The sequence below is a fragment of the Streptomyces sp. 13-12-16 genome, from assembly GCF_002114215.1.
GTDB lineage: Bacteria > Actinomycetota > Actinomycetes > Streptomycetales > Streptomycetaceae > Streptomyces.
Genome location: NZ_NCTE01001213.1, coordinates 1 through 8,776 on the forward strand (window position 1 = coordinate 1; position 8,776 = coordinate 8,776).

General features: G+C 72.5%; 6 protein-coding genes and 1 pseudogene. 3 read left to right on the forward strand and 4 right to left on the reverse strand.

Translation table 11 applies throughout. The annotated features are described in order from the left end of the window. Together B7767_RS37895 and B7767_RS37900 are read left to right on the forward strand one after the other, a co-directional pair. Window positions 1–251 (forward strand): annotated as a pseudogene (locus B7767_RS37895) (hypothetical protein); the annotation flags it as partial. A 626-nt stretch (window positions 252–877) separates the two neighbouring features. Next, window positions 878–2,470 (forward strand): hypothetical protein, encoded by a 1,593-nt coding sequence (locus B7767_RS37900; protein ID WP_085575949.1) that lies wholly within the window; start codon window positions 878–880, stop codon window positions 2,468–2,470. A gap of 270 nt (window positions 2,471–2,740) precedes the next feature. On the opposite strand, the gene B7767_RS37905 is transcribed toward B7767_RS37900, so the two are convergent. From B7767_RS37905 to deoC, 3 genes are read right to left on the reverse strand one after another with little or no spacing between them, the layout of a single operon-like run. Further along, complete coding sequence (locus B7767_RS37905) at window positions 2,741–3,640, reverse strand: aldehyde dehydrogenase (RefSeq protein ID WP_085575950.1); 900 nt, start codon at window positions 3,638–3,640, stop codon at window positions 2,741–2,743. After that, window positions 3,633–5,069: an aldehyde dehydrogenase family protein gene (locus B7767_RS37910; protein WP_085575951.1), complete on the reverse strand. Its 1,437-nt coding sequence runs from the start codon at window positions 5,067–5,069 to the stop codon at window positions 3,633–3,635. Before B7767_RS37910 ends, B7767_RS37905 begins: the two co-directional genes overlap by 8 nt. A gap of 5 nt (window positions 5,070–5,074) precedes the next feature. Further along, on the reverse strand, window positions 5,075–6,028 hold the full coding sequence (deoC, locus tag B7767_RS37915; RefSeq protein ID WP_085575952.1) for a deoxyribose-phosphate aldolase: 954 nt from the start codon (window positions 6,026–6,028) through the stop codon (window positions 5,075–5,077). Between the two features lie 112 nt (window positions 6,029–6,140). Here deoC and B7767_RS37920 point away from each other — a divergent pair, with 112 nt between their 5' ends. Continuing rightward, window positions 6,141–6,824, forward strand: a complete 684-nt coding sequence (locus B7767_RS37920; RefSeq protein WP_085575953.1) for a PH domain-containing protein — start codon at window positions 6,141–6,143, stop codon at window positions 6,822–6,824. Between the two features lie 44 nt (window positions 6,825–6,868). On the opposite strand, the gene B7767_RS37925 is transcribed toward B7767_RS37920, so the two are convergent. Continuing rightward, window positions 6,869–8,518: a phospho-sugar mutase gene (locus tag B7767_RS37925; RefSeq protein WP_085575954.1), complete on the reverse strand. Its 1,650-nt coding sequence runs from the start codon at window positions 8,516–8,518 to the stop codon at window positions 6,869–6,871. Between the last annotated feature and the right edge of the window lie 258 nt (window positions 8,519–8,776).

Here is an 8,776-nt window from a genome sequence, read left to right on the forward strand (position 1 = left end):
CGGCGACGGCGGCGGCCGCGGACTCCGGCTCGCTCCTCGACGGCACCGGCCGGGCCGTGGGCACGGTCGCGGACCTCAGGCCCAACCCGCTGGCCGGCACGGGCGTGGACCCGCTCGACAACGGCGTCGGCACCCAGGTCGCCGACTTCCGGGCGGTGGACTCGCGCGAGGTGACGGGACCGGTCGCCCAGGCGCCGTCGGTGGGCGGCATCCCGGTGGCGGGGCGGGCGACGGACGCGCTGAGGGGCTGAGCATCGACCGGGGCGGGGCGCGTTCTCCACGAGGCGGAGGGCAGCCCTTGTCCCGGAACGGGTCTCGGCACGTCACCAGGGTCCGTTCTGCGTAACCACCCTCCGGGGAACCGCCCTTGACGCAGCCGGCGAAGGGCTTCCGGGCCGCCCCGTCCAGCACCGTCACAGGACCGGTCGGGTTCTTGCCGTCGCGGATGGGGGCCATGCCGGGGAGGTCGTCGCAGACTTCGACGCGGACGCCGTCCTCCCGGCCGTCGCTCGAGGGCGGAGGCCCCAGGGCTGAGCCCCGGCGGGAGGCGCCTCGTCGGCGGCCGGGCGGGGGAGCCGGCCCGGGCGGCCTCCGCACCGTGACCGGCATGGGGACGCCGTCGTCACGCCCCGGACACCCCGCCACGGATCGTCGCCGCCTTCGCCGGTTCGGCACGGCGCGACCGTGTGCACGCGCCCGCCGTCCCGCTGCCGCGCACCCCTCCCACGGGGTGCCGGGCCACCGCGTGCCCCGGCGTCCGTTCCTCCCACGACGTCATTCCAGGGCATCCCCGAAGAGTTCTCCCGCAGTACCCCTTCCGTTGTCCGTGCCTGGCTACCTTTTCCCCGCCCCGTCCGGCCGCAGGAGAGGTACGTCCATGAGCACCCCGGCCCACCGTGCCCCGGCACGGCAGTCCACGGCCGTCCTGACGTCGGTCCGGCAGCGTCAGGAAGGGAACCGGGCCGGGAGCCCGCCCCGGAACCCGGTGGGGCACGCCCTCCTCCAACTGCAGTCCAGCGCCGGCAACCGGGCCACGGCCGCGGCGGTGCAGCGTGCCAGGAGCGCGGACAAGGGGAAGGCGCCGGAGAACGGTGACACGTCCGCCGGAGCGAAGAAGAAGAGCTATCGCGACCGGATCGCCGGGCTCCTGGACAGGTTCAAGAAGAATCTCGAGCCCATCGACACCTTCATCAAGGGAGTCCAGACCCCCGTCAACGCGGGCTTCACCCAGCAGGCCGCCGCCATGGCCAACGAGGGCCTCAAGCACTCCGCCGCCGCCTCGGGGACCTCCGCCGCGTCGGGGAACCTCCTCACGGAGGCCGCCGGCACCGTGGTCAGCGGCATGGACGCGTACAAGAACATGAAGGACGCGAAGACGCACGAGACCGGGGCCAAGCACCACACGACGCAGAAGAAGGCCAAGGTCAAGGGAACCGACGCGGTCATCGGCGCCGCCGGTTCGGGAAGCTACAGCGCCGCCATCGCCAAAGAGGTGACCAAGGTCCAGAAGGCGGCGGACGCCGCGGTGGCGTCCGAGGCGAGCGGTATCGCCAGCGCTTCCGTCGGCGCGATCAAGGGCGTACGGGCGGCCTTCCGGGTCGGGGGAGCGGCCCGCAAGTACAAGAGGGTGAAGGAGCTCGGAGACCCCCACCTCGTTGAGCCGGCTGCGCTGACCCGGCTGAACGAGTCGCGGGAACAGGCCGAATGGGCCGCGGCGGAGGCATACGTCGCGCTGGACGCCTACTGGGGCCACGAGGGCGAGGAACGGCTGGAGCTCGTTTCCGAGGCCATCGACGCCGCCTGGGAGGCGATGGGTGAAGTCCGTGACACCGCCGAGACCATCCGGCGCACGGAGAGGAAGTGGGAGGGGGAGGCGGACAGGCTGACCAGGGCGCAGGAGTACGCGAAGAAGAAGCAGCTCACCAAGATCGGCAAGGAGACGATCGGCGGCGCGGTGGGCGAATCCACCAAGGCCGCGGCCGGCGTGGTGACGGCGGTCGCGGCGGGAACGGCCGGGCTGGCGAGCAACCCGGTCGGGTGGGGCCTCGCCGGGGCCGGCGCCGGCCTCGTCCTCGGCGTCACCCTGTACAAGGCGCTCCGCGCAGCCACGAAGCGCTACGAGGAGAAGCGCCACCCCGAGCGCTGGGCGCCGGAGGGCGAGACCCAGGAGAAGGCCGCATCCCGCGGTGACTCGCTGAAGCACGCCCTGACGTTCTGGAAGAAGGTGTCGAAGGGCGAACGCCAGGCCATGGCGCGCGAGATCTACGCCCTGGCGGCGGGCCCCGGCATCCCCGGCAGCGGCGACACGACGCCCGAGATGAGGGAGTCCGCGAGGGCCCTCCTCATCGCTCTCAAAGCGGGCCCCACCGACCACAGGCTGGACCCTGAAGCGTGGGCGCAGACCCTCGACGACCCGGCGAAGACCGCGGGCTGGATCAGTGAGATAGCGGAACAGCTGGCCTCGGGGTGACGGGGAGGCGGGGAGCGGGACGGTTCACCGCGCGGGCGGCCGTCGTATGTCTCCCGGCGGACGAGTACGCCGTCCATGTGGAGCCGGGCCCAGGTCCTGACGGCCCGTATCAGGTGGTGCAAGGGGAGCCTGCACCGCTTCTCCGTCCCGGACCTCGGGGCTACGGCGCCCGGTCGGCGGTGCTCGAGGACGGCCGCGGTTCATCCGGACGGAGATGAGCCGCGGCCGTCTTCGAGGGGGTGGGGAGGGCCGACAGCGCGGGGCGGTCGGTCAGTAGGCGGAGCCCGACGCGCCCAGCGAACCCGTCGGGTGCCAGACCGTCTTGGTCTCCAGGAACGCCGTCATGCGGTCCGTGCCGGGCGTCGCCGACCAGTCGTCCACAGGCTGTGGACGCAGGACGCGCTTGAGGTTGTCCGCGGCCGCGATCTCCAGCTCCTTCGCCAGCACCTCGTCGGCGCCCGCGAGGTCGATCGCGTTGACGTCCTGGTGCGCGGCGAGCGGGGCGGCGATCTCCGCCGTACGGCCGGAGAGGACGTTGACCACGCCGCCGGGGAGGTCGGAGGTGGCCAGGACCTCGCCGAGGGAGAGGGCGGGGAGCGGGGACCTCTCGGACGCCACCACGACCGCCGTGTTGCCCGTCGCGATCACCGGGGCCACCACCGAGACCAGGCCCAGGAACGACGACTCCTGGGGGGCCAGTACGGCGACCACGCCCGTCGGTTCGGGGGAGGACAGGTTGAAGAAGGGGCCCGCGACCGGGTTGCCGCCGCCGACCACCTGGGCGATCTTGTCGGTCCAGCCCGCGTACCAGACCCAGCGGTCGATCGCGGCGTCGACCTGCGCCGCCGCCTTCGACTTCGACAGGCCCTCGGCGTCGGCGACCTCCGCGACGTACTGGTCGCGGCGGCCCTCCAGCATCTCCGCGATCCGGTACAGGATCTGGCCGCGGTTGTACGCCGTCGCGCCGGACCAGCCGCCGAACGCCTTGCGCGCGGCGACCACCGCGTCACGGGCGTCCTTGCGGGAGGAGAGCGGGGCGTTCGCCAGCCACTTGCCCTTTGCGTCGGTCACCTCGTACACCCGGCCGCTCTCGGAACGCGGGAACTTCCCGCCGACGTACAGCTTGTAGGTCTTGAAGACACTCAGTCGCTGCTCGGACTTCTCAGACATCGAGGTACGCCTCCAGGCCGTGGCGGCCGCCCTCGCGGCCGAAGCCCGACTCCTTGTAGCCGCCGAACGGCGAGGTCGGGTCGAACTTGTTGAACGTGTTGGACCAGATGACGCCGGCGCGGAGCTTGTTCGCGACCGCCAGGATGCGCGAGCCCTTCTCCGTCCAGATGCCCGCCGACAGGCCGTACGGGGTGTTGTTGGCCTTGGCGACCGCCTCGTCGGGCGTGCGGAAGGTCAGGACCGACAGCACCGGGCCGAAGATCTCGTCGCGGGCGACCGTGTGCGCCTGGGTGACCTTCGTGAACAGCGTCGGGGCGAACCAGTAGCCGGACGACGGCAGTTCGCAGGCCGGGGACCAGCGCTCGGCGCCCTCCGCCTCGCCCTGGTCGGCCAGCGCGGTGATCCGGGCGAGCTGCTCGGCGGAGTTGATCGCGCCGATGTCGGTGTTCTTGTCCAGCGGGTCGCCGAGGCGGAGCGTGGACAGGCGGCGCTTGAGGGAGTCGAGGAGCTCGTCGTGGATCGACTCCTGGACCAGCAGGCGGGAGCCCGCGCAGCAGACCTGGCCCTGGTTGAAGAAGATGCCGTTGACGATGCCCTCCACGGCCTGGTCGATCGGGGCGTCGTCGAAGACGATGTTGGCGCCCTTGCCGCCCAGTTCGAGGGTGACCTTCTTGCGGGTGCCCGCGACCGTGCGCGCGATCTCCTTGCCGACGGCGGTCGAGCCGGTGAAGGCGACCTTGTCCACGTCGGGGTGGGCGATCAGCGCGGCACCGGCGCGGCCGTCGCCGGTGATGATGTTGACGACGCCCTTGGGCAGGCCCGCCTGGCGGCAGACGTCCGCGAAGAAGAGCGCGGACAGGGGCGTCGTCTCGGCGGGCTTCAGGACCACCGTGTTGCCCGTCGCCAGCGCCGGGGCGATCTTCCACGCCAGCATCAGGAGCGGGAAGTTCCAGGGGATGACCTGGCCGGCGACGCCCAGCGGCCTCGGGTTCGCGCCGTAGCCGGCGTGGTCGAGCTTGTCGGCCCAGCCCGCGTAGTAGAAGAAGTGCGCGGCGACCAGGGGGAGGTCCGCGTCGCGGGTCTCCTTGATCGGCTTGCCGTTGTCGAGGGTTTCGAGGACGGCGAGCTCGCGGCTGCGTTCCTGGATGATGCGGGCGATGCGGAAGAGGTACTTCGCGCGCTCGGAGCCCGGGAGCGCCGACCACTTCTCGAAGGCCTTGCGGGCGGCCCTCACGGCGCGGTCGACGTCTTCCTCGGTGGCCTCGGCGACCTCGGAGAGGACCTCCTCCGTGGAGGGGGAGACGGTCTTGAAGACCTTGCCGCCGGCCGCCTCGGTGAACTCGCCGTCGATGAACAGGCCGTACGACGGGGCGAGGTCGACGACCGAGCGGGACTCGGGCGCCGGTGCGTAGTCGAAAACAGGTGCCATGGTGATCAGTCCACCGTCACGTAGTCGGGGCCGGAGTAGCGGCCGGTGGCCAGCTTCTGACGCTGCATCAGCAGGTCGTTCAGCAGCGAGGAGGCGCCGAAGCGGAACCAGTGGTTGTCCAGCCAGTCCTCGCCCGCGGTCTCGTTGACCAGGACCAGGAACTTGACGGCGTCCTTCGACGTGCGGATGCCGCCGGCCGGCTTCACGCCGACCTGGACGCCGGTCTGGGCGCGGAAGTCGCGGACCGCCTCCAGCATGAGGAGGGTGTTCGCGGGGGTCGCGTTGACGGCGACCTTGCCGGTCGAGGTCTTGATGAAGTCCGCGCCGGCCAGCATGCCGAGCCAGCTCGCCCGGCGGATGTTGTCGTACGTCGACAGCTCACCGGTCTCGAAGATGACCTTGAGGCGGGCGTTCGTCCCGCAGGCCTCCTTCACGGCGGTGATCTCGTCGTACACCTTCATGTAGTTCCCCGCGAGGAACGCCCCGCGGTCGATGACCATGTCGATCTCGTCCGCGCCGGCGGTGACGGCCTCGCGGACGTCCGCCAGCTTCACGGCGATCGGGGCGCGGCCGGCCGGGAAGGCGGTGGCGACGGAGGCGACCTTGACGCCGGAGCCGGCGACGGCCTCCTTCGCCGTGGCCACCATGTCGGGGTAGACGCAGACCGCGGCCGTGGCGGGCGTGGTGCGGTCGGTCGGGTCGGGGCGGACCGCCTTCGCGCCGAGCGCCCGGACCTTGCCCGGGGTGTCCGCGCCTTCCAGCGTCGTCAGGTCGACCATCGAGATGGCGAGGTCGATGGCGTACGCCTTCGCGGTCGTCTTGATGGAACGGGTGCCGAGGGAGGCGGCGCGCGCCTCCAGGCCGACCGCGTCGACGCCGGGCAGCCCGTGGAGGAAGCGGCGCAGCGTGCCGTCGGACGCGGTGACGTCGCTGAGAGCGTGTGGTGCAGTGGTGGGCATGGTCACCAGACGAGCATATCTACGCGCGTAGCGGCTGTACAGCCCCGTGCGGGATCGCGTACGGCCTCCACCGCGTACGACGGCCCCGGGGGCGTCGTGCAGAATCGGGAGCATGACGTCCCCCGAGCAGCAGTCGCCCGACCCGGAGCCCACGAAGCCGACCGGGTCTGCGGCACCCCGGTACAAGGACCGCATCTACCGCTCGCTCGCGGGCATCGTCGGCGGTGTGCTGCTGCTCGCCGTCATCGGATGGCTCGGCGTCGACGCGGTGTTCGCCGGCGAGGGCCGCACCCCCTGGCTGGCCCTCGCCGCGATGCTCTTCCTCGTACCGCTGATCGTCGCCTACACCCTGCGTCCCGCCGTGTACGTGAACGACGACCGGCTGCGCGTCCGCAACCCGTTCCGCGTGATCGTGCTGCCCTGGGGACAGGTCGCCTCGCTGCGGTCCGGTTTCACCAACGAGGTCTTCACCGAGTCCGGTGCGAAGTACCAGCTGTGGGCCCTCCCGGTGTCGCTGCGGGCACGCAGCAAGGCGAACCGGCAGGAGGCGCGGGCGGCGGCGCGGGCCGAGCTCAGGGAGAGGGGCGGACGCGGCGGCCGTGGTGCGGAGGTCCCCGCCGAGGGGCCCCGGCGGCACGAGAGCGACCTGGCCATGGCCGAGATGCGTGAGCTGCACGAGCGGCGGCAGGGCGCCGAGGCCGCGCAGGGCGAGGTGACCGTGCGGTGGGCCTACGAGATCGCGGCGCCCGCCGTCGCGGGGGCGGTGCTGCTGGCGGTGCTGCTGGCCGTGGGATGAGGGGGTGACGTGGGGCGAGCGGGCTCGCCCCACGCGGGATCCCCTCAGATGCCGGCTGCCTCGGACAGGTCCTGCTTGATCCTCGCGAGGAGCGCCGTCGCCTTCGCGCGGGCCTCGGGGAGGCCGGTCCTCGTCGCGACCGGGACCACCACCTCCAGGTAGCACTTCAGCTTCGGTTCCGTGCCGCTGGGGCGGACGACGACCCTCGCGCCGTCCAGGGTGTAGCGGAGGCCGTCGGTGGGCGGGAGGGTCCTCGTGCCCCGGGACAGGTCCTCGGCCCCGGTGACGCGCAGGCCGGCCAGCTCCGTGGGCGGCCGGTCGCGCAGGCGGCGCATCGCGGAGGCGATCAGGCCGAGGTCCTGTACGCGGACCGAGAGCTGGTCGGTGGCGTGCAGGCCGTGCTCGACGGCGAGGTCGTCGAGGAGGTCGAGGAGGGTGCGGCCCTCGGCCTTCAGCCCGGAGGCCAGTTCCGTGAGGAGGAGGGCCGCCGTGATGCCGTCCTTGTCGCGTACGCCGTCCGGGTCCACGCAGTAGCCGAGGGCCTCCTCGTAGCCGTAGCGGAGGCCCTCCACCCTGGCGATCCACTTGAAGCCGGTCAGGGTCTCCTCGTACGGCAGGCCCGCCTTCCCGGCGATGCGGCCGAGGAGGGACGACGACACGATCGACTCCGCGAACGTGCCGGTCGCTCCGCGGCGGACCAGGTGGGCGGCGAGCAGGGCGCCGACCTCGTCGCCGCGCAGCATGCGCCAGTCCGCGCCGTCCCTGACCGCGGCGGCGCAGCGGTCGGCGTCCGGGTCGTTGGCGATGACCAGGTCGGGGTCGGCCTCCCGGGCCTTCGCGAAGGCCAGGTCCATCGCGCCGGGCTCCTCCGGGTTGGGGAACGCGACGGTCGGGAACTCCGGGTCGGGGTCGGCCTGCTCGGTGACGAGGACGGGCTTCGGGAAGCCGGCCCGTTCGAAGGCGGCGAGGAGGACGTCCTTGCCGACGCCGTGCATCGCCGTGTAGACGGTGCGGGCGGTGCGGGGGGAGTCCTCGGACAGGACCGCGTCCGTGCGGGCGAGGTAGGCGTCCAGGACGGTGTCGTCGAGGGTCTCCCAGCCTTCGGTGGGGCGGGGGACCGTGGTGAGCGAGGCCACGGCCTCGATCTCGGCGGCGATCTCCGCGTCGGCCGGGGGGACGATCTGGGAGCCGTCGCCCAGGTACACCTTGTAGCCGTTGTCGCGGGGCGGGTTGTGGCTGGCGGTGACCTCCACTCCGGCGACGGCGCCGAGGTGCCTTATGGCGAAGGCGAGGACGGGGGTGGGGAGGGGGCGGTTCAGGACGGCCGCGCGCAGTCCGGCACCGGTCATCACGGCGGCGGTGTCCTCGGCGAAGTCGCGGGACTTGTGGCGGGCGTCGTAGCCGATGACGACGAGGCCGGCTGTGTCGTCCCCGTGGGGGGTCCCGTGCTTCTTGAGGTACGCGGCGAGGCCGGCGGCCGCACGGATGACGACGGAGCGGTTCATGCGCATCGGGCCCGCGCCCAGTTCGCCCCGGAGGCCGGCGGTGCCGAACTGGAGGGTGCCGCTGAAACGGGCGGCGATCCCGGTGTGGTCGCCGGTGTCGATGAGGCGGGCGAGTTCCTCACGGGTGTCCGGGTCGGGGTCCTCGGCGAGCCACGCCTGGGCCTGTGCGATGAGGGCGTCGTCTTGCACGGTCGGTCGGCCTCTCTCGTTGGTCGTCTGTCAGGGTTTCACGGGGTGCGGGTCTTGTGCGTGCGGTGCGGCTGTTCGCCCCGGTGGGGGCGGGGGTCCTGCGCCTGCGGTGTTCGGTCCGGTGGGTGGGGTGCCTGCGGTGCGGCTTTCGGTTCGGTGGGGTGCGGGTCCCATGCCTGCGGTGCGGCTTTCGGTTCGGTGGGGGTTGGGGTGGCGCCCACGGTCGGTGGGTGGGGCGGGGCCGCGTCGGGGGGGGCC